Raw genomic sequence first — 24,928 nt, forward strand, 5'->3', positions numbered from 1 at the left:
TTGTTTATCCTAATCACACTTAAAATGAAGAAAACATTACTATTGTTTATATGTCTCATCTCTTATATCACACAAGCACAACAAATTGATTCTATCGCAGTCGCATTGGATATAATAAGGCTCTCCTTTGATAGGGCCGAAATAGATTCTTTGAAAAGCTCTGTTCAGGAAGAAGCTCAGAATTATGAGGCGATTCGAAAAATGAATTTACCCAATGATCTGCCGTTTAGTTTAGTTTTTAGTCCACCACTCAATAAAACTAAAATCCCCCAAAAGCAAGAAAATATAGATTGGGACATCGATAAAAAAGTTGAATTGCCAACAAATCAAAACGATTTGGCCTTTTACCCTGTTCACCAACTCGCCTATCTGATCAAAAATAAAAAAATCAGTTCTTTAGAACTGACGCAAATCTATTTGAATCGCTTAAAAAAATATGGTCATACTTTAGAATGCGTTATAACGCTTACCGATTCTCTTGCGCTGGCACAAGCTAAAAAAGCGGATGAGGAGCTGAAAAAGGGAATCTATCGCGGGCCATTACATGGCATTCCGTATGGAGCGAAAGATCTTTTAGCCGTAGAAGGATACAAAACAACCTGGGGAGCAATGCCTTACAAGGATCAAGAATTAGCACAAACCGCAACAGTTATTAAAAAATTGGAAGAAGGAGGCGCTGTTTTGGTGGCAAAATTAACTTTGGGTGCTTTGGCTTGGGGCGATGTTTGGTATGGAGGAAAAACAAGAAATCCATGGAATTTAGAGGAAGGCAGCAGTGGGTCATCGGCAGGATCTGCCTCTGCAACCGTAGCTGGTTTGGTGCCTTTTGCCATTGGGAGCGAGACTTGGGGCTCAATTGTCTCTCCCTCTACCGTTTGCGGTGCAACAGGATTACGACCCACATTTGGCAGGGTGAGTAAACACGGAGCCATGGCATTGAGCTGGAGCATGGATAAACTTGGTCCGATTTGCAGAAATGCAGTGGATTGTGCTTTGGTGTTAGAAGTGATAAGAGGTGAAGACGGCTTGGATGCCTCGGTGCAAAACTACCCGTTTAACTATAAGTCAGGAACAGATGTAAGAAAATTACGAATTGGGTATTTATCAGAGGAGTTTAGCAAGGATAAGTCTAATCGGAAAAATGATAGTACCACCATTGCACTGTTAAAATCAAAAGGGATTCAATTAATAGAAAAGAAACTTCCTTCTTCAATTCCTGTTTATTCGCTCAGTTTTATTCTAAGTGCAGAGGCCGGAGCTGCCTTTGATGAATTGACCAGATCGAACAGAGACACCTTGTTGGTGAGACAGATTAAAAATGCATGGCCTAATGTATTCAGGGCTTCACGTTTAATTCCGGCGGTGGAGTACATTCAAGCCAATCGCTTAAGACATCAATTAACAACAGAATTTAACGACATGATGCAAGACATCGATGTACTGATAGCGCCGTCTTTCAGCAGTCAGTTATTAATGTCTAATTTAACCGGACATCCCTGTGTCGTATTGCCAAATGGCAGCTATGCAGAGAATAAGGGTGGCAGTATCACCTTATTGGGCAATCATTTTGATGAGGCCAATATTTTAAGTTTTGCCCGCTATATACAAGAAATTACCTCATTTGAAGAAGAACATCCCTCTTTATTTACTAATTAGAAAAGCGAATGAAAAAGTGGTTAAACAATATCCAATTAAGAGGAAATTTGATTGAATTATTTCCTTTGACAATAAACCACAAAGAAGCACTTCTTTTGGCAGCCAGTGATGGAGAATTGTGGAACTTATGGTATACTTCAGTTCCTTCTAAAGAAACGATAGATGCCTATATCCTGCAGGCACTCGCCCAAAAAGAAGAAAATATCGGATATCCTTTTGTAGTATTTCATAAAGAAACAGGAAAAATTATTGGATCGACGAGGTTCTGCAACGCAGACCAGGCTAATCGGAGGTTGGAAATTGGATTTACCTGGTACGCAAAGTCTCATCAAAGAACAGGGGTCAATTCAGAATGTAAATTTTTATTACTCCGTTATGCTTTCGAAGAATTGAATTGTATTGCTGTTCAATTTCTTACCAATTGGTACAACATTCAATCGCGAGAAGCCATTACTCGTTTGGGTGCGAAACAAGATGGTATCTTGAGAAATCATCGCATTAATCCTGATGGAACTTACCGAGATTCTGTCGTATTTTCAATTACAGAACAAGAATGGCCAAATGTAAAAAAATCGTTACAGTTAAGATTGCAAAGGAATTAAGCTTTAAACAATTGATTGAAAACGTATTTTTTAATAAAAGTATTAAGAAGAGTTTATTTAGAATCTCTCAAAAAAGACTGAAATATTGAAGTAATAAATCAATTGATTTAAATGAAAAAACAAATCGACATAAATACCTGGAATCGAAAAGACCATTTTAATTTCTTTAAACAATTTGAAGAGCCTTTTTTTGGTGTAACCGTAGAGATAAACTGCACCAAAGCATATCGAAAAGCGAAAGAAAGAAACTATTCTTTTTTTCTGTATTATTTGCATACTTCTTTAGTTGCAGCGAATTCTATTGAGCCTTTTCGCTATCGGATTATAGATGGAGAAGTTTTTGTTTTCGACAGTGTAAATGCATCGCCAACCATTAACAGAGAGAATGGCCCATTTGGTTTTTCATACATGAACTATAAAGAGAATTTTGAAGATTTTGTAATCGAAGCAAAGAAAGAAATTGAACGCGTAAGAAGTACAACAGGACTGATGCCGGCTGTTTCCGGTGAAAATGTGATCCACTATTCTTCCCTGCCTTGGTTAAACTTTACCTCTTTATCGCATGCAAGAAGTTATTCTTTTTTAGATAGTTGTCCTAAAATATCTTTTGGCCAAATGTTTGAGAAAGAGGGTGAAAAATTTATGCCCGTTTCCATCCATGTACACCATGCACTTATGGATGGTTATGAAGTAGGTTTATTTGTAGATAAATTTCAAATTTTGATGAATGGCTAGCGAAAAGAGTAAAATGTTATCTGGAAAACCTTATTATCCTTTTGGAAAAGAATTGAATCTTGAAAGACAGCATGCAAGAGACTTGGTATACGAGTTCAACAATTTAGGACCTAGAGAAAATAAGAAAAGAAAGCAAATCCTAAAAAAGTTACTTGGTAAGACTGAAAAGAATTTCTTCTTAGAACCCCCATTTCATTGTGATTATGGTTACAATATTGAAATAGGAGAAAATTTCTTCGCCAATTTTAATTTGATCGTATTGGATTGTGCAAAAGTAACCTTTGGGGATCATGTTTTTATTGGGCCGAATGTGGGTATTTACACTGCCGGACATCCAATTCATGTCGAGAAGAGAAATGAAGGTATCGAATATGCCTTTCCTGTAACGGTTGGCAATAATGTTTGGATTGGCGGACATGTCGTGATCAATCCAGGAATTACAATCGGAGATAATGCCGTGATCGCTTCGGGAAGTGTGGTGACAAAAAATATACCTCCAAACGTAATTGCCATGGGTAACCCTTGTAAAGTTTATCGAGAAATTACTGAGGAAGACAAGCTTTACTATTTCAAAAAACTCCCTTTTGAATAAATTCAAAATCAAGTGTTAAGGCCTACCTTTTTAGTCATAATTTAAAAAAAGAAAAGCCCCAAAGGGCTCTCCACTAATCTTTATTTCTTGATTTAATCAACTTATCCTAGGTTTGTTTATCAACCTTAGCACCAAAGAGATTACATAAATAATCAAACCGTACATTGTAGTTATAGAACTCACTTTTAGTCCACCAGCCATCATTTGTTGACTAACTTCTCCCATTTCTTCAATACCTTTAAAAGCACCATATAAACCAATTATCTGACCTAGAACACCGATAGCCAATGCCATGAGTCCAATTTCGTTTATCCATTCAGGATATTTAAATGCTGCAATAATTAGGGCAATGAGTAAAATGGTCAATAAACTCATAAATAAAGTTCCTCCTTGATAAAATAAATCTAACATCTTTTTTGTTTTAAAATTAATACCTTAAAATTACATCTATCCATATAAAATCGACCATGCTAAATCCATTTCCAAAGAGGTTAAAACCCTGTTTTACCATAGTTGATGCACTTCCTTAGCGCAAAATGTAATGACAATTATTATTTTTACTTCATGAAATTTAATTCCCTGTACCAAGTCATATATTGGTTTTGTACCTCTTTATTAATTGCTCTTTTATTTAAAACTTCCTTTACAAGTTTTTGGGAAGCATGGCTGGTTTCTTTGTTTTTTATTCCACCGGCATTATTGATCAAGTTTTCATGGCCGAAAATTAAACCTTTACCAAAGTTAAAAAGGGTGTTAAGAACATTTTATTTAGCAGTTTTCTCCTTATACTTTTGTTATTTGGCAATTACCTTAGCCTATTGGTATTTTTTGGAATTACGCGGAGGTCAAATGGAAAAAGTTTTTTTAAATCCTGTTTTAGTTTGGATCATATTGGGGTTTTTCGTGGGTTTAGATGCTTATTTATTCGTATCTCAAAATACATCCAACAGTGAATCGATCACCATTTTTAGCGATAGAAAAAAAACCAATCTCCTTAAAAATGATATCCTTTTTGTAGAAAGCAGAAATGAATTTACGTTGGTTATACTTTCAAATGGACAAGAAATTAAGAATAACGTAAAAATATCTTCTTGGGAAAATAAATTACCACATTTTTTAAGAGTGCATCGCTCTTTTTTGATCAATCCTCTGGTAGCAGTTTTAAATGGCAATGAAATCATTATTCATTCAAAATACAATATTCCCATCTCCAGAAGCTATAAAAAGACAGTCATAGACTTTTTTAAAGAAAGATAAAAGCATAGTCATTGAGTCAAAAATGTTTTACCTTTTTTTTAGTACTTTTATGCTACTAACAGACCTACATGATGAAAAAATTATTACTTCTATCTGCAATTGGACTTCTTTTAAGTTGCGCCAACGATTCAAAAAATAAAAACGTTACAGATGATTCGACTATTTCTGAATCAGTAAATTCGACACAATTAGAAGCGACAAGCAGTTACCCTGAAAATGTTTATTGGGGAGACACCCACCTTCATACTTCTTTGTCTTTAGACGCGGGTGCATTTGGGAATACAACAGGGATGGATGAAGCTTATAAATTCGCAATGGGTGAAACCGTTACCTCCTCAACCGGATTGCAAGCAAAATTGAGCAGACCTCTTGATTTTCTGGTTGTTGCAGATCACTCCGACGGAATGGGTGTTTTTCCAGGCCTTATGAATGAAGATGAATTTATTATGAAGACAGCAGAGGGAAAACGTTGGAAAAAAATGCTGGATGAAGGTAAAAATACAGAAGCCGCGATCGATATCATTGGAAATTTTTCTCAAGGTACGCTATCTTTTAAAACAAATGATCCGGAAATGATGAAACCCGTTTGGAAAGATGTGGTTGCTGCTGCAGAAAAGTACAATAGACCCGGAAAATTTACTGCCTTTATCGGTTACGAATGGACTTCATTGATCCGAGGAAATAACATGCACCGTGTAGTTATCTATCGAGACAATGGTGACAAAGCCGGAACTCAACTGCCGTTTACAAATGAAGATAGCTCAGATCCAGAAAGATTGTGGGATAACCTTGAATCATATGAGGCCAATACAGGAGGAAAAGTATTAGCGATTCCACATAACGGAAATTTGAGCAATGGAATGATGTTCGCAGAAACAACCGTTTCTGGTAAAGCTTTGGATAAGGCTTATGCAGACAGAAGAGCCAAATGGGAACCCCTTTATGAGGTTACCCAGATCAAAGGTGATGCAGAGGCTCATCCATTTTTATCACCTAACGATGAATATGCTGATTATGGTACCTGGGACAGAACGAATTTAGACTATTCTCAGGTAAAAACGAAAGATATGCTTCAATATGAATACGGTAGATCTGCATTAAAATTGGGCTTAAAATTCAAAAATCAATTGGGCACTAATCCGTACAAATTTGGTTTCATAGGAAGTACCGATTCTCATACTTCTCTGGCTACGGCTGATGACAATAACTTTTTCGGAAAGGCTGCAAATGCAGAACCCTCAGACCATCGTTGGGATCATATTTTTATGGAATCACCTAAAGGTAAAATATTGACCTGGGAGACTTTAGCATCAGGATATGCCGCTGTTTGGGCAAATGAAAATACCAGGACATCTTTGTGGGATGCCATGAAGAGAAAAGAAACCTATGCTACAACAGGATCTCGCATGAAAGTAAGATTCTTTGGTGGTTTTAATTTCACATCAGATCAAGTCGAAGGTGATTTTGTTAAAATTGGCTACGAAAATGGTGTTCCCATGGGTGGAGATCTCAAGAATACGAACAACAGCGTTCCTTCTTTTATTGTATACGCTTTGATGGATCCAGAAGGTGGAAGCTTAGACAGGATACAAATTGTGAAAGGCTGGGCTAATAAAGATGGTTCTCTAGGTGAAAAGGTATATGATGTTGTCTGGAGTGGCGATCGCAAATTAGACGCAAAGGGGAAACTGCCTTCTGTGGGAAATTCAGTGAATGTTGAAAATGCAACCTGGGATAATTCGATTGGGGCTACCGAATTAAAAAGTGTTTGGAAAGATCCCGATTTCAATCCTGAGTTGGAAGCATTTTACTATGTAAGGGTCATCGAAATTCCAACCCCGCGATGGACATTATACGACAAACTCAGGTATGGCGCAAAACCCAGTAAAGATATACCGCTGACAAATACGGAAAGGGCCTATACCTCCCCTATCTGGTATGCCCCAAAATAAAAAAACTCAATTAGGAATTGATAAAGGTTTTCAAATAATGAAAACCTTTTTCTGTTTTGTAAAATAGCTTAATTTAGAAATCTATTTAATTAGACTTTACTTATGAAAAAATTACTGAAAGAACCCCTTGTCCATTTTATTTTTATCGGGATCTTTTTATTTATACTGTATGGGCTCGTCAACAAGAATGAAAAAGGAGGAGAAGTAATCCGTCTTGATCAAAGCGATGTAGACAACATCATTGCCAGCTGGGAGATGCAGTGGAAAAGATTGCCAACAGAAGATGAACTCAAAAATTTGCTCGAACAGAACATAAAACAGGAGATTTTTTATCAGGAAGCGCTGAAAATGAATCTAGATCACAATGATGAGATTATCAAGCGTAGATTATCCCAAAAAATGCAGTTCATTTCAAATGATATCGCCGCATTAAAAAAGCCAACTGATCAGGACTTACAGGATTATTTTGAAGCGAACAGCGAAAAATATGCTTTCCCGCCAACTTTCACCTTTTACCAGATCATTTTTAGTAGGGATAACAGAAAGGATCCAAAATCAGATGCAATTGTTGTTTTAAAGAATCACAGCAATGCTAGTTTTGATGAAATGAAGAATTTCGGTGATAAAATGCCATTTCCTTATAGCCTAACAGATATCAATCAAGATGAGATCGCTTATCAGTTTGGTTCAACGTTAAGTGAATCATTTGAAAATATACCTTTGAATCAATGGTACGGACCGGTAAGCTCTTCTTTTGGAGAGCACTTGGTATTTATCGCGAATAAAATTGAGAAGAGAATTCCCAAATTGGAAGAAGTAAAAAGAGATGTTTTGTTGGATTATGAATACAATGAACAACAAAAAACCAACGAGGCCATTATGAAAGAATTAAAAAAGAAATATAGAGTAGAATTGGATTTTGATCCCGAAAAATTTGAACCTGAATTCGTAAAAGAAATGGAAAATCAAATCAACAGTTAAAATGAATATTTTAAAAAAATTTCTTTTTCTTATTGCCTTATTCGTCAGTGGGATAAATGGTTTGAATGCCCATGAAATCAGGCCTGCATTTTTACAGATCATTCAAACTTCTGAAACTACCTATGAGGTTTTTTGGAAAGTTCCCAGTATGGGTGAAGCTGTTCCACCCATACAACCCATTTTTCCTGATGCTTTTTTGGTGGAAATCCTCAATCCACCTAATCTGACCCAAGGGTCTGTGACCTATAGCTACAAGATCACGTCAGAGCAGGCACTACAGGGAAAACCAATTACAATTAGCGGACTTAATAAAACCTTAATTGACGCTTTGGTTAGCGTAGAATATCTCAATGGAGAAAAAGCAACCTTGATGCTACAACCCGATAAGGATACTGCTTTGCTACCCGGTAAAACAGTAAAAAGTGAAGTCATTAAAACATATACGATTTTAGGTATTGAACACATCTGGTTTGGCATAGACCATTTATTATTTGTTTTAGCTTTGATTATCATCACAAATGGTGCCTGGAAGATTCTAAAAACCATTACAGCCTTTACTTTGGCCCACAGTATCACCTTGAGTTTAGCTGTTTTGGGTGTAGTCAATTTTCCTAGTCCACCGGTAGAGGCGATCATTGCTTTAAGTATCGTCTTTTTAGCCATAGAAATATTAAACGGGCTAAATGGAAAACAAACTTTAACCGCACAAAAGCCTTGGTTGGTAGCCTTTATTTTTGGCTTGCTTCACGGATTTGGTTTTGCCGGAGCACTTGCTGATGTTGGACTACCCCAAAATGAAATCCCGCTCGCTTTGGCATTTTTTAATATTGGTGTAGAGATTGGTCAGATCGCTTTTGTACTAGTCGTCTTGGGTGTTTTAAAAATTTTAGGTCTTAAAAAAGATTGGCCGGTATTTATGAAAAAAATTCCTGCCTATGCCATTGGCTCTATTGCGGCATTCTGGATGATTGAGAGAGTTCTGGGGTTTTGGAATTAAAAAACCATTTTAAGCCTTTTTTGACAACATTTTTTTTAGTTTTTTAAAAATTTCTATCACAAAAAAAGTTAGTAATCCCACAACTAGTCCCACGATAAATTCTGCCAAAATAGAAGGTAATCCATGAAAAAAGTCGTGAACTTTATCGATATTATGTACGAACATCCCTCCTCCTACCAAAAGCATGGCAGCAGTACCTACAATGGCTAGCAGCTGAATAAGTTTTGGCAAAGCCCAGACCAAACTTTTAGCAATGATAACATAGGTAGATTTAATAAATTTACTTTTGCCTCGAGCCTTCTGAACCAATTTATAACCCGTATCATCCATACGAACCATCAGTGCTACCAGACCATAAACACCTATGGTAGCAACAATAGCAACAAGTGATACCACCATAATTTGTTCTAACAAAGGTTCTCCGGTAACCGTGCCAAGGGCAATCATGATAATCTCTAGAGAAAGGATAAAATCAGTTACAATGGTAGATTTAATCTTTGCCTTCTCAATTTTCATGAGCTCCTCTTCTGAGGCAACTTTTATCAATTCTTCATGACCGAGATCTTTTTTATGGAATACGGAGTGAATGATCTTTTCAACACCTTCATAACTCAAATAAACACCCCCAATTAACAAGATAGGTACAATAAACTGCGGAGCAAATGCACTGAGTAAAAATGCAAAAGGTAAGATGATCAATTTATTTAAAAACGAACCTTTAACTATGGCCCACAATACCGGTAATTCTCTTGACGCTCGAAAACTTGAAGCCTTTTCTGCGCCTACCGCTAAATCATCTCCCAAAACACCAGCTGTTTTTTTGGTAGCCAATTTCGTCATAACTCCAACGTCATCCATTAAAGTAGCTACGTCATCTAAGATTGCGAAAAAACCTCCGGCCATGTTTTAATTTTAAAATGTATTACAAAAATACAATTCCCTTATTATATCTTTTAAATTTCTTTTTTATTGATGATGATAAGGTTCATTATTCAATATCGTAAAAGCGCGATAAATTTGTTCAACAACAAATAACCTTATCATTTGATGCGAAAAGGTCATTTTTGAAAGAGAAATTTTTCCTTTAGCTTTTTGATATACAGTTTCTGAAAAGCCATATGGTCCACCAACAACAAAAACCAATTGCTTGATGCCCGAATTCATTTTTTTTTGTAAAAATTCGGAAAAGCCAACAGAGTGAAATGTTTTTCCATTTTCGTCTAACAAAACAAGTTCATCGGTGGATTGAATCTCTTTTAAAATTAATTCACCCTCCTTTTCCTTTTGTTGAATTTCTGATAGATTTTTAGCTTTCTTAAGATCAGGTATCACCTGTAATTCAAATTTAGCGTAATGTTTTAGTCTGTCTTGGTAGATTTCAATCAGCGATTGCATTTCTTTGCTATCCGTTTTACCAATAACCAAAAGTTTAATTTTCATCTTTTACTTTAAGTGCATAAAGATAAAAACTTATTTTTGTAATCTTAAAATTCCGATTATGATCAGCACTGAACAATTCCAGGAAGAACTGCAAATCATTATAAAAAATGCCCTTCGAGAAGATGTTGGTGACGGTGATCACAGTTCTTTAGCTTGTATCCCCAAAGAAGCTAAAGGAAAAGCTAAATTACTAGTAAAAGAGTCGGGAATAATTGCCGGGATTGAATTTGCTCAGATGATTTTTGAGGAAGTAGACAAAAATTTGGAGATCGAAATACTTTTAAAAGACGGAGATGCAGTGGCCGTTGGCGATATAGCATTTTATGTTTCAGGATCTTCTCAATCTATTTTGAAAGCAGAAAGATTAGTGCTCAATTCTATGCAGAGAATGAGTGCCATCGCCACAAAAACGAATGAGTTTGCAGAATTGTTGAAAGGCACAAAAACTAAAATTTTAGATACAAGAAAAACAACACCTGGAATAAGGGCTATTGAAAAATGGGCAGTAAAAATTGGTGGTGGCGAAAATCATAGGTTTGCACTATATGACATGATCATGCTAAAAGATAACCATATCGATTTTGCGGGGGGTGTACACCAAGCCATAAAAAAAACACAAAAATACCTAAAAGACAATCAACTAGATCTTAAAATTATTGTCGAAGCCAGAGATATGGAAGAAATTAAAAAAATACTTGAACATAAAGGTATTCATCGTATTTTGATCGATAATTTTGACTTTGAAGAGACAAAGAAAGCCGTGAAATTAATCGGTGATTTTTGCAAAACAGAATCTTCTGGTGGTATTACTTTAAAAACGGCAAGAAAATATGCCGAATGTGGCGTTGACTATATTTCATCTGGTGCTTTGACTCACTCCGTCAGCAATATGGACCTGAGTTTAAAGGCTGTGTAATTATTTTACACTATTTTTAAGCATCGGAACAAAACGGAAATCACCATATTCTTTTTTATCAAATTCCTTTTCTCCCTTTCTTGTAAAAACTGTCATTTTCTGTACATCCTCCCCAACAGGAATAACCAGCTTACCACCTATTTTTAATTGACTTAGCAATGGGTTTGGTACAAAGGGAGCTCCTGCGGTCACGATGATCCTGTCAAAAGGTGATTCTTCCTCTAAGCCTAAATATCCATCTCCAAAAATCAATTTTTTTGGTACGTAGCCCACTTTTGGCAAAAACTTTTTTGCTTTGTCATACAATTCTTTCTGCCTTTCTATACTGTAAACAATGGCGTTTAATTCCATTAAAATTGCCGTTTGATAGCCCGACCCTGTGCCAATTTCCAAAACTTTACTTCCGGGTTCAACTTCCAACAACTCAGTTTGGAACGCAACGGTGTAGGGTTGCGAAATGGTCTGGTCTGCAGCAATAGGAAAAGGTTTATCTTGATAAGCAAAATCAATAAATCCAGAATCCATAAAAAGATGTCTAGGCACATTTGCAATAGCCTCCAATACTTTCTTGTTCTTAATTCCTTTCGCTTTTAGCGTGGCAACCAACTGATTTCGAAGTCCTTTATGTCTTGGTAAATCTTTTAACATATCGAATCAAAAATAGAGAATAAATTTACTTAACCATGAGTTTTTTGTAAATTTGGTAAAATTATTTTTTATGTTAAAAGCAGGCGTTTTAGGAGCCGGTCACCTCGGCAAAATTCATTTAAGATTACTTAACCAAAGCAATAAATACGAGCTGGCAGGATTCTTTGATCCCGATAAAGATTACGCTTTAAAAGTTGCTGAAGAATTCGGTTATCATTTATTTGATTCTGTCGAAGATCTCATCAATCATGTGGACGTGGTAGATATAGTCACACCTACATTGAATCATTTTGATTGTGCTGTGGCGGCTGTTGAAAAAGGAAAACATATATTTATAGAAAAACCCATTACAAAGACAGTAGAAGAAGCACAAAGCTTAAGAGACTTGGTGAAGAAAAATGGTGTTCGTGGACAGGTTGGGCATGTTGAAAGATTCAATCCCGCTTTTACAGCCGTGAAAGACCAGATTTCTGAACCCATGTTTATAGAGTCTCACAGATTGGCAGAATTTAACCCACGAGGAACTGATGTCCCCGTGGTTTTAGATTTGATGATTCACGATATTGATATTATTTTGAGCGTTGTAAAATCAAAAGTAAAAGCAGTACATGCAAGTGGCGTTTCGGTGATTAGCGATACCCCCGACATAGCCAATGCCAGAATTGAATTTGAAAATGGCTGTGTAGCCAATTTAACCGCTAGTAGAATATCCTTAAAAAATATGCGTAAATCGAGATTTTTTCAGAAAGATGCTTATATCTCTGTAGATTTTTTGGAAAAAAAAAGTGAAGTGGTTAGAATGAAGGATGTTCCCGAAAATCCAGATGAATATGCCATGATTTTGCAAAATGCCGAAGGTGTTAAAAAACAGATCTATTTTGAAAATCCCAAAATTGAGAATAATAATGCTATTTTGGATGAATTGGAAACATTTGCAGTCGCCATTCAAAACAATACTAAACCCATTGTATCTTTGGAAGAAGGAACAGAAGCACTCCGTGTAGCCCAACTGATTATAGATAATTTTTAATTTTTTTGATTTGCAATGGAACCGAAAGTGACTACTGAGCATCATAGAGGTCAGGCAACCATTTTTAGAAACCCTTTTTTAGAACAATTTACCAAGACGAGTCTAAAAATGAATGTCTTGGTATATGGCACAGTAATTACTAGCCTTATTTATTTCGCATTAACTAAGATTAAAATCGACCCTGAAACATTTATTTTCATCTTTCTTTTTGCTATTTTTTCATGGACCTTAGCAGAATACATTTTACATCGGTATCTATTTCATTGGACATCAGAAAATAAATACATCCAAAGATTCCATTTTATTATGCACGGTTCCCATCACTTGTATCCTAAAGATGAAGAAAGATTGTTAATGCCTCCGATACCCGGTATCTTAATGGCAACGGTTTTATTTTCGATTTTTTATATTCTTTTTTGGTTGTTTGGATTTCCAAATCTTACTTGGGCCTATTTTCCTGGATTCTTTTTGGGCTACTTGTTGTATTCTTTTCTTCACAGAGCAACACATGTAAACAAACCTCCTAAAAGGTTTAAATATCTTTGGAAACACCACAATCTGCACCATTATAAATATCCCGATAGAGCATTCGGTGTTTCAACCACACTTTGGGATCGAATTTTTGGCACGATGCCACCCCTTAAAAACTAAATTATGAAAAATATATCTGTAATAGGAGCCGGAACCATGGGAAATGGAATTGCCCATGTCTTTGCTCAAAACAATTTTAATGTAACCTTGATCGATATTTCAGAAGTTGCTTTGCAAAAGGCCATTTCCACCATTACCAACAATTTGGATAGAATGTTGGCAAAGGAAAGAATTACTTCTAAAGAAAAAACCAAAACATTAGGTTGTATTAAAACCACTGCATCAATGAAAGACGGTCTGGGAAAAGCCGATCTGGTGGTTGAGGCAGCAACAGAAAATGTAGCTTTAAAATTGAGTATTTTTAAAGATATGGATGAGCTCGCTCCAAAAAATGCCATCCTTGCCACCAATACTTCATCCATTTCCATTACAAAAATAGCAGCGTCTACAAAAAGGCCCGATAAGGTTATTGGGATGCATTTTATGAATCCGGTACCCATGATGAAACTCGTTGAAGTGATTCGGGGCTACTCAACATCAGATGATGTTACTGATAAGATTATGAACCTTTCTGAAGCATTGGGAAAAACCCCTGTAGAAGTAAATGATTATCCCGGCTTTATTGCTAACAGGATTTTAATGCCAATGATTAATGAAGCTATTTACGCCTTATTTGAAGGAGTAGCTGGAGTTTACGAAATAGACACTGTCATGAAATTGGGTATGGCCCATCCAATGGGACCTTTACAACTAGCCGATTTTATTGGGCTCGACGTCTGTTTGTCCATTTTGAACGTTTTACATGATGGGTTTGGAAATCCGAAATACGCACCTTGCCCATTATTAGTCAATATGGTAACTGCAGGTAAATTAGGTATTAAATCTGGTGAGGGTTTTTATGATTATTCAGAAACGAAAAAAGCAGAAAAAATATCTGTCCGCTTTCTTTAAATAAAAAAGACCGAAGAAGAATCTTCGGTCTTTTTTTATGTTATAACCATTTCAAAAAATAGTCCATTATTTCCTCTTTTAACTCATAATGCAATTTGATATAAGTTTTCATATCATCTCGGAGTGTGTTTTGTTGATTTCTTAATCGATCATCATCTTCACTTCCTTTCTCAAGTGTTTCTACAATTCTTCTTTTCATTCTAATGCGCTGAAGTAACTGACCAATTACTTCCTTTTCACGTATAATTCTATTCTGAAATCCTTCTAGAGGAGCCATCGCTTTTACACCTAAATTCCTTTTTGCAATTTCTTCCATTTTCTTCTCAAACCTTTCCATTTCCTGCTTGTGAAATCTCAGTTCTTTCTTCCAAACGGAAAGGTTAAATTTGAGGTCGCTTAAATAAACTATTTTAGTCTCCATGGTCTATGATCTTTTAAATATTAAACTCTATAAATTTCATCAAAAAAAATGACATTTAAACTGATATACCTCATTTTTTTATCGTTTTAGATGAAAAAAATGCAAAAGCATTATCGATATGTTGAATAACATCTGAGGCTGTCAAACTTTCCTCAGAGATACCCTTCTCTAAAGCACAATCTGCCGCTTTGCCATGGAGGTAAATACCCAGAATCGACGCTTGTAAAGCTGTGTACTTTTGCGCCAACAAACCGGTAATCATACCCGTTAAAACATCTCCGCTGCCTCCTTTTGCCAAACCCGGATTACCTGTGCTATTAAAATATTTTTCCTTTTTATAAACTACAAGGGTATTAGCACCTTTGTTTACCAAAATACAATTGTGCTTTTCCGTAAAATCTGTCATTAAATCGATTTTCTCATAGTCGTTTGACCATTTTCCTATCAATCTTTCCAATTCCTTGGGATGAGGTGTTAAAATAGTCTCAGGGGGCAATAATTCTAAAAAACTAGGTTTTTTTGATAATATATTGATCGCATCGGCATCTATAACCAAAGGCGTGCTATTGTGTTTCAAAAAACGATAAAATCCTTCAATTGTTTTCTCTGAGGTCCCCATTCCCATTCCTAAACCAATAACAGTTGGATTAACTTTATAATTAAAATAGGCCAGTTCAAGATCATTATCAATTTCAACCATTGCTTCAGGTACTGAAGTTTGTAAAATATCATAGCCACATTTTGGGATAAAAGCTGTGGTTAAACCAGACCCTGCTCCTATTGCAGCTTTTGTAGCTAAAACAATTGCTCCTATTTTACCAAAACTACCTCCGATAAGTAAACTATGTCCAAAGGTACCTTTATGGTCAAATTTCTTTCTCTTTATGAAAAACGACTTAATGAAGTTGGCATCTACATAAAACATTGAACTTGGTTCAACCGAGGAAAAACTTTCAGAAAGCCCAATATTTATCAATACAACTTCACCATAGTATTTAAAATAATCTGGTAATAACAGATTTAACTTTGGGCATTGAAAAGTAAGTGTAGTACTGGCTTTTATGACCATTCCATCATTTTTCAGAAGAGAGCTTGTCGATAATCCAGAAGGCATATCAATGGCAATAACTTCTTTTCCTGTCTGGTTGATCAATTGAATAATTTCTGAAGTAAAACCGGAAATATCTCTACTCATCCCTGTACCAAAAATGGCGTCAATGATTAAGTCACTTTCTTTTAAGTTAAACGAAGAATTATCCTCTACTAAATGATTGATAGTAGCTTTTAAATCGATTAATCTCTGTAAGTTCTTTTTAAAATCTTCACTTTGACTCGAACTAAAATGAACAATATAAACTGAAACCGCATAGCCTTTTTCAAGGCATTTTCTTGCCATCACCAATCCGTCTCCACCATTGTTGCCAACACCGCAAAAAAAACAAATTCGTCTATTATGAAATGTGACATGCTCAGTAAGCCAATCAAAACAGGCGGTAGCAGCTCTTTCCATTAAATCCAAAGAAGTAATTTGCTCAGCCTTTATGGTGTATGCATCCCATTTTTGAATTTGTGAAGTATTGAATATTTTCATTTTTCTTAACCTTAGACTAAGGTAAAGAATAGCAGACAATAGAAAAAGTATTCCAAAAAAAAACTCGCCGAAGCGAGTCATTATATTCTAACCTTTAAAAACACCCATTTTCAAGTATTTATCCATCCTAGCCTCAACCAGCTTTTTAGAAGATAATTTTTTTAATTCGGAAAAAGATTTAAGAATTTCCTTTTCAACTGCTTTATAGGTAAATTGTCTATCAGAATGAGCTCCACCTAACGGCTCCTTAATGATTCCATCGATCAATTTTAACTTATTCATATCTGGTGCGGTCAGTTTTAAAGCTTCAGCTGCTATTTCTTTATAGTCCCAGCTCCTCCAAAGTATTGAAGAACAAGATTCTGGCGATATCACAGAATACCAGGTATTTTCTAACATAAAGACCTTGTCACCTACACCAATTCCCAAAGCACCTCCTGAAGCACCCTCGCCAATAATCACAACGATAATTGGCACTTTTAAACGTGTCATTTCAAAAATATTTCTCGCGATGGCCTCACCCTGTCCTCTTTCTTCAGCTTCCAGTCCGGGGTACGCACCAGGAGTATCCACAAAACTCACTACAGGAATATTAAACTTTTCAGCCATTTTCATTAACCTCAATGCTTTTCTGTATCCTTCAGGATTAGACATGCCAAAATTCCGATATTGTCGCATTTTCGTATTAATACCCTTTTGCTGACCAATAAACATAAAAGATTGATCACCGATTTTACCCAATCCTCCAACCATGGCTTTGTCGTCTTTAACGTTTCTATCGCCGTGCAATTCAAAGAAAGTGCCTTGTGTAAGGTTATTGATAAAATCTAGTGTATAAGGTCTTGAAGGATGTCGTGATAATTGTACCCGTTGCCAAGGAGTCAATTTACCGTATATTTCCTTCTTAGATTCAGCTAATTTTTTTTCTATCTTTTTGCAGGTGTCTGTAACATCTACATCGCTCTCTTCTCCAATGGCTTGACATTTAGTAAGTTGCTCTTGAAGCTCTTTAATAGGTAATTCAAAATCCAAATATTCCATAATCTATAACATATTGACGATCGTGTTTTGATCAAATATTACACTTTTGGGGGAGAAAAGTCTACAAATATATAAACAATAAATCAAAATCTATGAGCTATTGTACTTCGCTTTCAACTTCATCAAGCCGTTGACAATCACTGCACTAAAAATAAATAAGGCACCAATGTAAAATGATATGTCCATTTTTTCCTTAGAACCAAAGATGAGAATCGCTAAAAATATTCCGTAAACAGGTTCCAAATTATTGGTAAGAATGATCGTAAAAGGACTCATTTTGTGCAATAAATTTGTTACGACAACAAATGGATAAGCGGTACAAATAGTTGCCAAAACCAATAAATAAAAAATGTCGTGTAAAGAAATTTGAAGAATAGAATTCAGAAGCTCACCTTGAACGAGTAGAACGATCAGTAAAAAAACTGAAGCAAAAAAAAGTTCATAAAAGGCTATATGAACTGCACGGTATTTCTTAATATTCTTACCATTTAATATGGAAAAAAATGCCAGTAGAATAGCGGATAGCAATGCATAAAAAACTCCCTTTCTATATTCATCACTGATTTGAAAAATAATCACAAAACCAATCATTGCAAAAGTTGCTAAAATCACTTCATAACCCAATATTTTCCGATTGTTAAATAAGGGATCGAATAGTGCTACAAAAATGGCACTAGTTGCCATAGTCACCAAGGTTGTAGATATATTGGAAACTTTAATCGCATGAAAAAATGTTACCCAATGTAGCGCGATTAAAACTCCGCCAAGAACTAATTTAAGTAAGCCAACTCTATCTATTTTGAAGGATAATTTCTTGATATAAAAGAATGCAGCCAAAGTAGCACTAGCCATTAACACTCTCATAAAAACCAATGGTATAGCTGAGATAGAAATTAATGCCCCGAGAATTGCAGTAAAACCCCAAATAAATACAATAAAATGTAAATGAAGCTGATTTTTGAGTTTATCTGTTAGCATATCGAAATAATACAATCGCTAGAATTCCAAAAATAATATTGGGCATCCAAACCATCCAAAAAGGATTTGCCTCGGCAGTTGCACCAAGCACTTCAGATACTTTTAAAAAAAAGATATATATAAACATTAAAGTAATTCCTGAAGCTAAATTAATACCTATTCCTCCCCTTCGTTTTTTAGATGATAGAGAAACGGCAATGATTGTTAATATAAATGATGATATGGGTAAACTTGTTCTTTTGTATAGCTCAACCTTGTAATTATTTAAATTTTTCACCCCTCTGTCTTCAGATTCTTTGATATGCGTTGCCAATTCATCAGAAGGTAATTCTTTTGCCAGATAATCAACATAGAGCAACTCACTGGGCGTAAAATTAAAGACGGTATCAAAAACGATTCCCGATTCAATCTTATCTTCTCCTTGAGAAATATGTCTTTTTTTGTAGTTACTTATTTTATAAGTACTATCTTTTTCAATCCACTTAATACTCTGACCGATAATCTTATAACTCAATTCATTACCATTAAATCTTTCATATGAAAAATTATAACCATTATTACTTTTAAGATTAAAGCTACCAAAATACACGAAATCGTTTTGACTTAATTGTAGATTTATTTTCCGTACATAAGTCTTGTTATACTTTTTCGTATTCCGCAGATAGGTTTCTTGAAACTCCTCAAAAGTTTTGTTAGATTTTGGTACGATGAAATGATTAGCAAATAAGGAAACAACGGCTATTATTGAGGCCCCAATTAAATAAGGCCTTAAAAATCTTTTGAACGAAATCCCTGAGCTGTGTATTGCAATGACTTCAGAATTCCCGGATAGCTTAGAAGTAAATAGGATGACAGAAATAAAGAGCGCCAAAGGCATGAAAGTATTTCCGTAATTGATGATAAAATTGACGTAATAATCATTAATGATCTCATGCGTAGAAAGATCAGGATGTTTTAAAAATTTATCTACCTTTTCTGAAACATCAATTGCAATTGCTATAGGAATAAGAATGAGCAATGTAAAAAAAAAGGTGACAAAATATTTTTTTAATATGTATCGATCTAGAATTTTCAAAGATTCTTTCCCTTTTTAGTTTTTACAAATAAACAACTTATAATCTTTTATCCATTTGTTTAACCATACTATTTTTCCAATCGGTAAAATCTCCGGTCAGAATATGTTTTCTAGCTTCCCTCACTAGCCACATGTAAAAACCGAGGTTGTGAATGGTTGCAATCTGTTTTCCCAAATATTCGTTCGCAGAAAACAAATGTTTTAAATAAGCTTTGGTATAGAAAGTATCTACAAAAGTATGATTCATTTCATCGATAGGGGAAAAATCATCTTCCCATTTCTTATTTTTTATATTGATGGTTCCGTGCGCGGTAAAAAGCATCCCATTTCTTGCATTTCGAGTAGGCATCACGCAATCGAACATATCAATTCCTAAAGCGATATTTTCTAAAATATTGATTGGCGTACCCACACCCATTAAATACCTTGGTTTATCCCAAGGTAATATATCGCAAACCACTTCTGTCATGGCATACATTTCTTCGGCAGGTTCTCCAACAGATAAACCTCCTATAGCATTACCTTCTGCTCCGGCATTCGCGATATATTCTGCAGATTGTTTGCGCAAATCTTTGTAAGTACTCCCTTGAACAATGGGAAAAAATGTCTGTTTATAATTATAATGTTCAGGGTTTTCATTGAGAAAAGTCTTACAACGTTCAAGCCAACGGTGTGTCATGTGCATCGAACGTTTTGCGTAATTATATTCGCAAGGATAAGGTGTGCATTCATCAAAAGCCATGATGATATCAGCTCCTATCTTTCTCTGAATTTCCATGGAAGATTCAGGAGAAAAAAAATGAGTAGATCCATCTATATGAGATTTAAATTTTACACCATTTTCGTTGATCTTGTTTGTATTGGACAAAGAGTAAACTTGATAGCCCCCAGAATCTGTTAAGATAGGACGATGCCAATTCATAAATTTGTGGAGACCTCCCGCCTGACTAAGTATATCGGTTTTTGGACGTAGGTATAAATGATACGTATTTCCTAAAATAATATCTGCATTGATCTCATTTGTCAATTCGGTTTGATGAACCCCCTTTACTGAAGCTGCAGTTCCGACAGGCATAAAAATAGGCGTTTCTATCAAGCCGTGGTCCGTTTCAACTACACCGGCCCTAGCTTTACTATTGTTATCCTTTCCTTTTAGTTCAAAAAACATAGGTGCGTTTTTCCGAAAAATTAGACATTAAAGCGGAAATTCATCATATCCCCGTCTTGCACAACATAATCCTTCCCTTCAACTGCCATTTTACCGGCCTCTTTTACTTTCGCTTCACTTCCTAAATTGACAAAATCATTGTATTTTATTACTTCGGCGCGAATAAATCCCTTTTCAAAATCGGTATGGATAACACCAGCAGCTTGTGGGGCAGTATCGCCAATATGAATTGTCCAAGCTCTAACTTCCTTTACACCGGCGGTAAAGTAGGTCTGTAATTTTAATAATTTATAAGCTGATCGAATTAGTTTCGAAACTCCCGGCTCGTCAAGGCCTAAATCTTCCAAAAACATTTTTCTTTCTTCATAATCTTCAAGTTCATTGATATCGGCTTCGGTTCCTACTGCCAAAACTAAAACTTCTGCATCTTCGTTTTTAATTGCTTCCTTCACTACTTCAACATAGGCATTTCCTGATTTTGCTGAAGCCTCATCAACGTTGCATACATAAAGTACCGGTTTATCTGTAATCAATTGTAAATGCTTTACAATTTCTTCCCTTTCATCCTCTGTAAAATCTATGGCTCTTACAGAAACAGCGGCTTCTAAATTTTTTTGTATTTTCTCTAAAACCTGCAATTCCTTTTGTGCTGATTTATCACCGGTTTTTGCAGCTCTTTTAACCTTTTCCAGCTTCTTTTCTACAGTTTCAAGATCCTTTAACTGCAATTCAAAGTCAATTGTTTCTTTATCTCTTACAGGATTTACACTCCCATCTACATGAACAATATTGTCATTATCAAAACAGCGCAACACATGAATGATGGCATCTGTTTCTCTGATGTTTGCCAGAAATTTATTGCCCAAACCTTCACCTTTACTCGCTCCTTTTACCAATCCTGCGATATCAACAATCTCTACTGTAGCAGGCACAACTCTTTCGGGATTAACCATTTCAGCTAATTTTTCCAAACGAGCATCAGGCACATTGACAACACCAATATTTGGTTCAATTGTACAAAATGGAAAATTTGCCGATTGTGCTTTTGCATTCGACAAACAATTAAATAAAGTCGATTTCCCTACATTTGGTAACCCAACAATTCCGGCTTTCATATGTCTTTTTTTGAGTTGCAAATATAAGTGATTAGTTCAGTTATTTTACCAACTCAATTAAATTATACAAAAAGGCAATTAATACCTATTTAATTTGTTTACCATTAACTCGTGAAGTGAGAAACAAAAGAGAATACGATAGATTAATCTATAGATACACTTCCAAAACCGTTGCATCTCGAGAATCAAAAGAAATGTCTCCCAAAGCGGCTGGTAAAAGCATAGTTTCACCCTTTTTTAGATTTTCTATACCTGATTTATATTGAATCTGAAAGTCACCTTCTACACAAATAAGGATAACAAACGAATCGAATGTATCATAATTTAAAGATACCTATTTTTCTAATGTTTGTTTTAAAATATAGTGTCTCCACCAACTTGGCTACTTCCTTGTTTTCTAAGTCGTACAATGTTTTATAATTCTCTGAAACAGAAAAATCTATAGCATCAAGGGCATTTTCTGTATGTAATTCACGTGTTTTTCCTGTTTTCGCATCAACCCGATTATAGTCAAAAATCCGGTAGGTTACATCAGAAGTTTGTTGAATTTCAGCCAACAAAACACCTGCTCCTATGGCATGCACTCTACCTGTAGGAATATTATAAACATCTCCTTTATTCGGTTTTTCGACGTGAAGTAAATCCGAAATTTTTCGTCTTAAGAAAGTATAAAAATTTAATTTATTTTGTATTTGATCAGAAGAATAAAATTTGAGTTTCTTATTTAAACTGAAATAACGGCTGAAAGCAATTAAATTCTGTTGAAACAACTTTATTACCCCCTCAAAAGCATCAATTTATAAAAATTTATTTTTATTTAACTCTAAATATTTATCTACAAAATTCTTAATCCCTTTTTCTATACTTGTTGATGGTTTAAAATTTATATAATTATAAAGACTTTCAACATCAGCATATGTTGATTGAACGTCTCCTGGTTGCATTTCCTTAAACACAATTTTCCCTTTTTTGTTCAAAGCTTTTTCAATGGCATTTACATAATCCATCAAAGCTACAGGACTATTATTACCAATATTAAATAATTGATAGGGTGCAGAACTTATTGAAGGATCTGGATTTTTTGGATCGAAATTGGGATTATTTTCTTTTGGCGGAAGAGGTATTAATCTCAAAATACTTTCAACAATATCATCTACATAAGTAAAATCACGACTCATTTTTCCGTGATTAAACACTTCAAACTCCCTATCTTCAACCATAGCTTTTGTAAAAATATGCAATGCCATATCTGGTCTTCCCCATGGTCCGTAAACCGTAAAAAAACGCAATCCTGTTGTCGGTATGCCGTAAAGATAGGAATACGAATGAGCCATCATCTCATTGGCTTTTTTACTCGCTGCATACATAGCTAAAGGGTGGTCTGTATGCTGACTCGTTTTAAAAGGTACAGCTTTATTTAAACCGTATACAGAACTTGAAGAAGCATATACAACATGCTCTACCGGATAAGCTCTACAAGCTTCAAGTATATTCAAAAAACCAGTAATATTGCTATCTACATAAGAGTGTGGATTGATCAAGGAATATCTAACACCAGCTTGCGCCGCCAAATTCACGACATAGTTTATTTCTGAATTTTTAAATAATTCTAAAATATTCTCTCTATCTGTTAAGTCCAGTTTGATGAAATCTATCAGCCCCGAAACGATTTTGTTATATTCAACATCAGTTCTATTTATCTGCATATCTGCCAATCGGGCGTATTTCAATTCAATATCATAATAATCATTAATGTTGTCCAAACCGATGACTGATAAACCATTCTTGACCAATAATTTAGACAAATGATGTCCGATAAATCCTGCAGCTCCCGTTACTAATACTTTTTTACTTTTTATTTTTCCCATTTACTAAAACGATAACCTTATAACCTACTATCTATTGTATTTTTATCTAAAAGAGCTTTTACATCAAATTTAACGTGTTTCTCTTTCAAAAAATTATTCAAATTTAGTGTTTTAAACTCTTTATGAGATACCGCTAATATCACGGCATCATATTTTTCAACAATATCATTTTCATTATTGATCAGGTGGAGATTGTATTCATGTTTCACTTCATCCTTTAAAGCCCAAGGATCAAAAACATCAACATCTACTGAATATGATTGAAGTTCTCTAATAATATCTATTGCTCTGGAATTTCTAATGTCTGGACAATCTTCTTTAAAAGTGATACCTAAAACCAACACTTTTGCATGATGAACCGGCAAACCCTTTTTTATCATTAATTTGATGGTTTCTTGGGCTACAAATGGCCCCATGCTATCGTTCAACCTACGACCTGCCAAAATGATTTCAGGATTATATCCTAACTCCATGGCCTTGTGAGCTAAATAATAGGGGTCTACTCCTATACAATGTCCACCTACTAAACCCGGTTTAAATGGAAGAAAATTCCATTTAGTTCCTGCAGCTTCCAATACTTCATGGGTATCAATACCCATTAAACGAAAGATTTTCGACAATTCATTGACAAATGCGATATTGATATCTCTTTGAGAATTTTCAATCACTTTTGCCGCTTCCGCTACTTTAATCGATGTCGCTTTATAAGTTCCTGCCACTATAATCCTTCTATACACGTCATCAATTTTATCTGCTATCTCAGGAGTTGATCCTGAAGTAACCTTTAAAATTTTGGTGACTGTATGTTCTTTATCTCCCGGATTAATTCTTTCTGGTGAATAACCCAAATAGAAATCTGTATTATACGTCAAACCTGAGAGTTTTTCAAGAATCGGTAAACACTCTTCTTCTGTTGCACCTGGATAAACAGTAGACTCATAGACAACAATATCACCATTACTTAATACTTTTCCGACAGTTTCACTGGCTTTGTATAAAGGCATTAGATCAGGACGATTGTTTTTATCTACTGGCGTTGGAACCGTTACGATATAGAAATTTGAATCTTTTAATTCCTCAATATCAGAAGTAATCCAAAGACCTTTTTTCTGTTTTTTAAGTGATTTTAAAGATTCAACATTTACTTCTGCCAATTGTTCTGTCGAAGTTTCTAATGTAATATCTTTATTTGAACGGAGTTCATTTATTCGATTTTGGTTGATATCAAAACCGACTACTTCAAAATGCTTTCCGAACTCAACAGCTAAGGGCAGACCAACATAGCCTAGACCTATCACTGCAACTTTTATATTATCCATGGAG

At 35.2% G+C, this 24,928-nt stretch carries 27 protein-coding genes; 12 read left to right on the plus strand and 15 right to left on the minus strand.

From position 1 onward, the window contains the following. Positions 1-24 precede the first annotated feature (24 nt). The 4 genes from ACFQ39_RS12670 (at position 25) to ACFQ39_RS12685 (ending at position 3,585) form a co-directional block, all read left to right on the plus strand. Complete coding sequence (locus tag ACFQ39_RS12670) at positions 25-1,656, plus strand: amidase (protein WP_377179481.1); 1,632 nt, start codon at positions 25-27, stop codon at positions 1,654-1,656. Between the two features lie 8 nt (positions 1,657-1,664). After that, positions 1,665-2,258: a GNAT family N-acetyltransferase gene (locus ACFQ39_RS12675; protein ID WP_377179483.1), complete on the plus strand. Its 594-nt coding sequence runs from the start codon at positions 1,665-1,667 to the stop codon at positions 2,256-2,258. A 111-nt stretch (positions 2,259-2,369) separates the two neighbouring features. Further along, positions 2,370-2,993 carry a CatA-like O-acetyltransferase gene (locus ACFQ39_RS12680; RefSeq protein ID WP_377179485.1) on the plus strand — a complete coding sequence of 208 codons (624 nt, stop codon included), beginning with the start codon at positions 2,370-2,372 and terminating at the stop codon, positions 2,991-2,993. Further along, the gene (locus tag ACFQ39_RS12685) at positions 2,986-3,585 is read left to right on the plus strand and encodes a sugar O-acetyltransferase (protein WP_377179487.1); all 600 of its coding nucleotides are present in this window, start codon (positions 2,986-2,988) and stop codon (positions 3,583-3,585) included. The genes ACFQ39_RS12680 and ACFQ39_RS12685 overlap by 8 nt, the downstream gene beginning before the upstream one ends. Before the next feature lie 96 nt (positions 3,586-3,681). Here the strand turns inward: ACFQ39_RS12685 and ACFQ39_RS12690 are convergent, their stop codons facing one another. Further along, positions 3,682-3,996 carry a MotA/TolQ/ExbB proton channel family protein gene (locus tag ACFQ39_RS12690; RefSeq protein WP_377179489.1) on the minus strand — a complete coding sequence of 105 codons (315 nt, stop codon included), beginning with the start codon at positions 3,994-3,996 and terminating at the stop codon, positions 3,682-3,684. A gap of 153 nt (positions 3,997-4,149) precedes the next feature. Here ACFQ39_RS12690 and ACFQ39_RS12695 point away from each other — a divergent pair, with 153 nt between their 5' ends. The 4 genes from ACFQ39_RS12695 (at position 4,150) to ACFQ39_RS12710 (ending at position 8,772) form a co-directional block, all read left to right on the plus strand. Next, positions 4,150-4,842, plus strand: a complete 693-nt coding sequence (locus ACFQ39_RS12695; RefSeq protein ID WP_377179491.1) for a LytTR family transcriptional regulator DNA-binding domain-containing protein — start codon at positions 4,150-4,152, stop codon at positions 4,840-4,842. A 68-nt stretch (positions 4,843-4,910) separates the two neighbouring features. Continuing rightward, positions 4,911-6,794, plus strand: coding sequence for a DUF3604 domain-containing protein (locus ACFQ39_RS12700; RefSeq protein ID WP_377179493.1), 1,884 nt, complete (start codon positions 4,911-4,913; stop codon positions 6,792-6,794). 102 nt (positions 6,795-6,896) lie between these two features. Continuing rightward, entirely contained in the window at positions 6,897-7,775 is an 879-nt protein-coding gene (locus tag ACFQ39_RS12705; RefSeq protein ID WP_377179495.1) for a peptidyl-prolyl cis-trans isomerase, read from the plus strand. 1 nt (position 7,776) lies between these two features. Further along, positions 7,777-8,772 carry a HupE/UreJ family protein gene (locus ACFQ39_RS12710; protein ID WP_377179497.1) on the plus strand — a complete coding sequence of 332 codons (996 nt, stop codon included), beginning with the start codon at positions 7,777-7,779 and terminating at the stop codon, positions 8,770-8,772. 9 nt (positions 8,773-8,781) lie between these two features. Here ACFQ39_RS12710 and ACFQ39_RS12715 read toward each other — a convergent pair whose 3' ends face one another. Then, positions 8,782-9,675 carry a DUF808 domain-containing protein gene (locus ACFQ39_RS12715; RefSeq protein WP_377179499.1) on the minus strand — a complete coding sequence of 298 codons (894 nt, stop codon included), beginning with the start codon at positions 9,673-9,675 and terminating at the stop codon, positions 8,782-8,784. Positions 9,676-9,738: 63 nt separating this feature from the next. Continuing rightward, positions 9,739-10,212: a 23S rRNA (pseudouridine(1915)-N(3))-methyltransferase RlmH gene (rlmH, locus tag ACFQ39_RS12720; RefSeq protein ID WP_377179501.1), complete on the minus strand. Its 474-nt coding sequence runs from the start codon at positions 10,210-10,212 to the stop codon at positions 9,739-9,741. A gap of 58 nt (positions 10,213-10,270) precedes the next feature. Here rlmH and nadC point away from each other — a divergent pair, with 58 nt between their 5' ends. Further along, complete coding sequence (gene nadC / locus ACFQ39_RS12725) at positions 10,271-11,128, plus strand: carboxylating nicotinate-nucleotide diphosphorylase (protein ID WP_377179503.1); 858 nt, start codon at positions 10,271-10,273, stop codon at positions 11,126-11,128. Here nadC and ACFQ39_RS12730 read toward each other — a convergent pair whose 3' ends face one another. Continuing rightward, on the minus strand, positions 11,129-11,776 hold the full coding sequence (locus ACFQ39_RS12730; RefSeq protein WP_377179505.1) for a protein-L-isoaspartate(D-aspartate) O-methyltransferase: 648 nt from the start codon (positions 11,774-11,776) through the stop codon (positions 11,129-11,131). Between the two features lie 70 nt (positions 11,777-11,846). Here ACFQ39_RS12730 and ACFQ39_RS12735 point away from each other — a divergent pair, with 70 nt between their 5' ends. Genes ACFQ39_RS12735 through ACFQ39_RS12745 form a run of 3 tightly spaced genes read left to right on the plus strand, consistent with a single transcriptional unit; the run spans position 11,847 to position 14,348 of the window. Next, positions 11,847-12,806 carry a Gfo/Idh/MocA family protein gene (locus tag ACFQ39_RS12735; protein ID WP_377179507.1) on the plus strand — a complete coding sequence of 320 codons (960 nt, stop codon included), beginning with the start codon at positions 11,847-11,849 and terminating at the stop codon, positions 12,804-12,806. Positions 12,807-12,821: 15 nt separating this feature from the next. Then, positions 12,822-13,457, plus strand: a complete 636-nt coding sequence (locus tag ACFQ39_RS12740) for a sterol desaturase family protein (protein WP_377179509.1) — start codon at positions 12,822-12,824, stop codon at positions 13,455-13,457. A gap of 3 nt (positions 13,458-13,460) precedes the next feature. Next, on the plus strand, positions 13,461-14,348 hold the full coding sequence (locus ACFQ39_RS12745) for a 3-hydroxybutyryl-CoA dehydrogenase (RefSeq protein WP_377179511.1): 888 nt from the start codon (positions 13,461-13,463) through the stop codon (positions 14,346-14,348). A 40-nt stretch (positions 14,349-14,388) separates the two neighbouring features. Here the strand turns inward: ACFQ39_RS12745 and ACFQ39_RS12750 are convergent, their stop codons facing one another. From ACFQ39_RS12750 to tviB, 11 genes are all read right to left on the minus strand, one after another. Further along, positions 14,389-14,769 (minus strand): hypothetical protein, encoded by a 381-nt coding sequence (locus ACFQ39_RS12750; RefSeq protein ID WP_377179513.1) that lies wholly within the window; start codon positions 14,767-14,769, stop codon positions 14,389-14,391. A 70-nt stretch (positions 14,770-14,839) separates the two neighbouring features. Then, complete coding sequence (locus ACFQ39_RS12755; RefSeq protein ID WP_377179515.1) at positions 14,840-16,360, minus strand: NAD(P)H-hydrate dehydratase; 1,521 nt, start codon at positions 16,358-16,360, stop codon at positions 14,840-14,842. An 87-nt stretch (positions 16,361-16,447) separates the two neighbouring features. Continuing rightward, positions 16,448-17,401 carry an acetyl-CoA carboxylase carboxyltransferase subunit alpha gene (locus ACFQ39_RS12760; RefSeq protein WP_377179517.1) on the minus strand — a complete coding sequence of 318 codons (954 nt, stop codon included), beginning with the start codon at positions 17,399-17,401 and terminating at the stop codon, positions 16,448-16,450. Between the two features lie 90 nt (positions 17,402-17,491). Next, a complete protein-coding gene (locus ACFQ39_RS12765) occupies positions 17,492-18,379 on the minus strand; it encodes a DMT family transporter (protein WP_377179519.1) in 888 nt (295 codons plus the stop codon). Further along, entirely contained in the window at positions 18,366-19,454 is a 1,089-nt protein-coding gene (locus ACFQ39_RS12770; RefSeq protein WP_377179521.1) for an LptF/LptG family permease, read from the minus strand. The genes ACFQ39_RS12765 and ACFQ39_RS12770 overlap by 14 nt, the downstream gene beginning before the upstream one ends. Positions 19,455-19,491: 37 nt before the next feature. Beyond that, complete coding sequence (tgt, locus tag ACFQ39_RS12775; RefSeq protein ID WP_377179523.1) at positions 19,492-20,622, minus strand: tRNA guanosine(34) transglycosylase Tgt; 1,131 nt, start codon at positions 20,620-20,622, stop codon at positions 19,492-19,494. A 20-nt stretch (positions 20,623-20,642) separates the two neighbouring features. Further along, positions 20,643-21,737 carry a redox-regulated ATPase YchF gene (gene ychF / locus ACFQ39_RS12780; protein WP_377179525.1) on the minus strand — a complete coding sequence of 365 codons (1,095 nt, stop codon included), beginning with the start codon at positions 21,735-21,737 and terminating at the stop codon, positions 20,643-20,645. A gap of 148 nt (positions 21,738-21,885) precedes the next feature. After that, positions 21,886-22,035: a hypothetical protein gene (locus ACFQ39_RS12785; protein ID WP_377180023.1), complete on the minus strand. Its 150-nt coding sequence runs from the start codon at positions 22,033-22,035 to the stop codon at positions 21,886-21,888. 19 nt (positions 22,036-22,054) lie between these two features. Further along, a complete protein-coding gene (locus ACFQ39_RS12790; RefSeq protein ID WP_377179527.1) occupies positions 22,055-22,507 on the minus strand; it encodes a hypothetical protein in 453 nt (150 codons plus the stop codon). 27 nt (positions 22,508-22,534) lie between these two features. Beyond that, positions 22,535-23,605, minus strand: coding sequence for an NAD-dependent epimerase (locus ACFQ39_RS12795; protein ID WP_377179529.1), 1,071 nt, complete (start codon positions 23,603-23,605; stop codon positions 22,535-22,537). 17 nt (positions 23,606-23,622) lie between these two features. After that, complete coding sequence (gene tviB, locus ACFQ39_RS12800; protein ID WP_377179531.1) at positions 23,623-24,924, minus strand: Vi polysaccharide biosynthesis UDP-N-acetylglucosamine C-6 dehydrogenase TviB; 1,302 nt, start codon at positions 24,922-24,924, stop codon at positions 23,623-23,625. Positions 24,925-24,928 lie beyond the last annotated feature (4 nt).

The sequence above is a fragment of the Namhaeicola litoreus genome (assembly GCF_042679565.1).
Classification (GTDB): domain Bacteria; phylum Bacteroidota; class Bacteroidia; order Flavobacteriales; family Flavobacteriaceae; genus Namhaeicola; species Namhaeicola litoreus.

Excerpts from the sequence above, each read along its gene's own strand:
- ACFQ39_RS12745 (WP_377179511.1), top strand. The coding sequence starts at position 13,461 with ATGAAAAATATATCTGTAATAGGAGCCGGAACCATGGGAAATGGAATT.
- tgt (WP_377179523.1), bottom strand. The coding sequence starts at position 20,622 with ATGTTTTTTGAACTAAAAGGAAAGGATAACAATAGTAAAGCTAGGGCC.
- ACFQ39_RS12685 (WP_377179487.1), top strand. The coding sequence starts at position 2,986 with ATGGCTAGCGAAAAGAGTAAAATGTTATCTGGAAAACCTTATTATCCT.
- ychF (WP_377179525.1), bottom strand. The coding sequence starts at position 21,737 with ATGAAAGCCGGAATTGTTGGGTTACCAAATGTAGGGAAATCGACTTTA.
- ACFQ39_RS12710 (WP_377179497.1), top strand. The coding sequence starts at position 7,777 with ATGAATATTTTAAAAAAATTTCTTTTTCTTATTGCCTTATTCGTCAGT.
- ACFQ39_RS12795 (WP_377179529.1), bottom strand. The coding sequence starts at position 23,605 with ATGGGAAAAATAAAAAGTAAAAAAGTATTAGTAACGGGAGCTGCAGGA.
- ACFQ39_RS12700 (WP_377179493.1), top strand. The coding sequence starts at position 4,911 with ATGATGAAAAAATTATTACTTCTATCTGCAATTGGACTTCTTTTAAGT.
- ACFQ39_RS12670 (WP_377179481.1), top strand. The coding sequence starts at position 25 with ATGAAGAAAACATTACTATTGTTTATATGTCTCATCTCTTATATCACA.
- ACFQ39_RS12765 (WP_377179519.1), bottom strand. The coding sequence starts at position 18,379 with ATGCTAACAGATAAACTCAAAAATCAGCTTCATTTACATTTTATTGTA.
- tviB (WP_377179531.1), bottom strand. The coding sequence starts at position 24,924 with ATGGATAATATAAAAGTTGCAGTGATAGGTCTAGGCTATGTTGGTCTG.
- ACFQ39_RS12750 (WP_377179513.1), bottom strand. The coding sequence starts at position 14,769 with ATGGAGACTAAAATAGTTTATTTAAGCGACCTCAAATTTAACCTTTCC.
- ACFQ39_RS12690 (WP_377179489.1), bottom strand. The coding sequence starts at position 3,996 with ATGTTAGATTTATTTTATCAAGGAGGAACTTTATTTATGAGTTTATTG.
- rlmH (WP_377179501.1), bottom strand. The coding sequence starts at position 10,212 with ATGAAAATTAAACTTTTGGTTATTGGTAAAACGGATAGCAAAGAAATG.
- ACFQ39_RS12695 (WP_377179491.1), top strand. The coding sequence starts at position 4,150 with ATGAAATTTAATTCCCTGTACCAAGTCATATATTGGTTTTGTACCTCT.
- nadC (WP_377179503.1), top strand. The coding sequence starts at position 10,271 with ATGATCAGCACTGAACAATTCCAGGAAGAACTGCAAATCATTATAAAA.
- ACFQ39_RS12675 (WP_377179483.1), top strand. The coding sequence starts at position 1,665 with ATGAAAAAGTGGTTAAACAATATCCAATTAAGAGGAAATTTGATTGAA.
- ACFQ39_RS12715 (WP_377179499.1), bottom strand. The coding sequence starts at position 9,675 with ATGGCCGGAGGTTTTTTCGCAATCTTAGATGACGTAGCTACTTTAATG.
- ACFQ39_RS12755 (WP_377179515.1), bottom strand. The coding sequence starts at position 16,360 with ATGAAAATATTCAATACTTCACAAATTCAAAAATGGGATGCATACACC.
- ACFQ39_RS12760 (WP_377179517.1), bottom strand. The coding sequence starts at position 17,401 with ATGGAATATTTGGATTTTGAATTACCTATTAAAGAGCTTCAAGAGCAA.
- ACFQ39_RS12730 (WP_377179505.1), bottom strand. The coding sequence starts at position 11,776 with ATGTTAAAAGATTTACCAAGACATAAAGGACTTCGAAATCAGTTGGTT.
- ACFQ39_RS12740 (WP_377179509.1), top strand. The coding sequence starts at position 12,822 with ATGGAACCGAAAGTGACTACTGAGCATCATAGAGGTCAGGCAACCATT.
- ACFQ39_RS12680 (WP_377179485.1), top strand. The coding sequence starts at position 2,370 with ATGAAAAAACAAATCGACATAAATACCTGGAATCGAAAAGACCATTTT.
- ACFQ39_RS12735 (WP_377179507.1), top strand. The coding sequence starts at position 11,847 with ATGTTAAAAGCAGGCGTTTTAGGAGCCGGTCACCTCGGCAAAATTCAT.
- ACFQ39_RS12705 (WP_377179495.1), top strand. The coding sequence starts at position 6,897 with ATGAAAAAATTACTGAAAGAACCCCTTGTCCATTTTATTTTTATCGGG.